The sequence below is a fragment of the Mycobacterium kyogaense genome (assembly GCF_003254575.1).
GTDB classification, from domain to species: domain Bacteria; phylum Actinomycetota; class Actinomycetes; order Mycobacteriales; family Mycobacteriaceae; genus Mycobacterium; species Mycobacterium kyogaense.
Genome location: NZ_QJUA01000096.1, coordinates 1 through 1700, shown reverse-complemented (window position 1 = coordinate 1700; position 1700 = coordinate 1). Strand labels below are relative to the sequence as shown.

The window sequence follows — 1700 nt, the reverse complement described above, 5'->3', positions numbered from 1 at the left end:
CCGACCGCGGTATCGGGATCGATGACGGGATCGCCGTACCGCTCGCCGTCGGCGGTGAACACGGCCGCCCGGATGCCGCCGCCGTCGACCTCGACGGCCCACTGCGACGGCGGCACACCGGCACGAGCCAGCGCATCGACGCGGGTGACGCCCGCCTGTAGGCGATTGTTGAGGTCGCGCCGGGCCTGGGCGCCGATCAACACGTCGATGACCACGCCGAGCACGACGAGCAGGACCGCGAGGAAAACCAGGACGGCGATCACGACGCGGCGCTGCAGCGACGGTGTCGCGGTCATCGCGCCTGCAATCGGTAGCCGATGCCGCGGACGGTGTGCAGGATCCGTGGGCCCTGGGCCTCCATCTTGCGCCGCAGGCTGCTGATGTGGACGTGCACCAGGTTGTCGTCGTAGGAGGCGTAACCCCAGACCGCGTTGAGGATCTGGTGGGCGCTGACGATGCGGCCGCGCTGGTCGAGAAGGAAGTCCAGCAGCCGGAATTCGGTGGCTGTCAGATCGAGGGGCACGCCGGCGCGCGACGCGATGCCGGCACCGCGATCGACAACGAGGTCACCGGTCTGCACGGTCGCAGGCAGGCGCCCTCGCCGGCGCAGTACCGCCCCGACCCGAGACACGAGTTCGGGCACCTCGAACGGTTTCACCACGTAGTCGTCGGCGCCGCCGTCGAGGCCGCGCAACCGGTCGGTGAGACCGTCACGTGCGGTCAGCATGATCAGGCCGACGTCGCCCCACTGGCGGACGACGTCGGCCAGTGCGAACCCATCTCGCCCCGGCAGCATGATGTCGACGATGACCAGATCAGGCCGGTAGCCGTCGAGCGCCTCTTCCAGGCCCTCGCCGTCGACGCGGCCGTCTGCGGCATAACCGGCAGACGCAAGGGCGTCGACCACCATCTCGCGGATGGCCGACGAGTCTTCGACGACCAGCACGCGGGCTGCGGCACGGTCGGTGTCTGCGGGGGCGCCCATGGGTCCATTCTGGCCGGTGCTCTCTGAAGCCCGTCTGAAGAATCCGCTGCGGCCGCCGCTCTTCAGGTTGGCTTCATCACCACGCCCTAGCGTCGCGATCAGTCCGAGTTATCCCGACGAAAGAGGTCCCATGGCCAACGAAGCTCGCTCAGACGACGACCGCCCGCACGAGGATCGGGCAGACGAGCACTTTGACGACACCCCCGAAACCGACCGCATCCCCGAACCGCACTATGCACCTCCGGCCCCTGTGGTCGAGAAGAAGAGCCGCTGGGCGACGGTTCGCGAACCCGCACGGCGCCACCCGATCGGTGCCGCCGTGGGCGCTGCCGCCGCCGGTCTGGTCATCGGATTCCTCGGCGGCACACTGGCCGACGCGCATCCGATGATGTCGCTGTCGGTCGGCACCGCGTCGGTCGCTCAACCCGCGCCGCCCGGTCCGGGCTTCTGGGGCCCGGATGGACCGGGAGGCCCGGGTGGTCCGGGCGGACCCGCCGGCCCGGGTGGACCGGGCTGGGGTCCGGGTGACCCCGGCGGGCCTGAGCGCGGTCCGGGTGGACCTGGAGGACCGGGTGGTCACGACCGAGGACCCGGAGGCCCGGGTGGGCCGGCTGGCCCGGGCGGGCCTGACCGAGGACCCGCAGGCCCGGGCGGGCCGGGTGGTCCGGGTGGTGCGGGTGGTCCGGGTGGTCCGGGGCGAGACGCTCCGCCGCCG

3 protein-coding genes and 1 pseudogene are annotated in these 1700 nt (G+C 71.5%); 1 reads left to right on the top strand and 3 read right to left on the bottom strand.

Translation table 11 applies throughout. The features are described 5' to 3' along the window. From DMB80_RS27715 to DMB80_RS27705, 3 genes and pseudogenes are all read right to left on the bottom strand, one after another. Positions 1-296: pseudogene (locus DMB80_RS27715) on the bottom strand (two-component sensor histidine kinase); the annotation flags it as partial. Continuing rightward, positions 293-985 (bottom strand): response regulator transcription factor, encoded by a 693-nt coding sequence (locus tag DMB80_RS27710; protein WP_111512751.1) that lies wholly within the window; start codon positions 983-985, stop codon positions 293-295. The gene DMB80_RS27710 and the pseudogene DMB80_RS27715, both read right to left, overlap by 4 nt. Positions 986-1133: 148 nt before the next feature. Continuing rightward, on the bottom strand, positions 1134-1367 hold the full coding sequence (locus DMB80_RS27705) for a hypothetical protein (protein ID WP_111512750.1): 234 nt from the start codon (positions 1365-1367) through the stop codon (positions 1134-1136). Positions 1368-1488: 121 nt separating this feature from the next. On the opposite strand from DMB80_RS27705, the gene DMB80_RS27700 reads away from it, so the two are divergent. Further along, positions 1489-1700, top strand: a 212-nt coding sequence (locus DMB80_RS27700) for a hypothetical protein (protein ID WP_205538987.1), incomplete at its 3' end; no start/stop codon positions are given.

Bases quoted from the DNA above. Each gene is read 5' to 3' on its own strand.
- DMB80_RS27710 (WP_111512751.1), bottom strand. From the start codon at position 985: ATGGGCGCCCCCGCAGACACCGACCGTGCCGCAGCCCGCGTGCTGGTC.
- DMB80_RS27705 (WP_111512750.1), bottom strand. From the start codon at position 1,367: ATGCGCGTCGGCCAGTGTGCCGCCGAGGAATCCGATGACCAGACCGGC.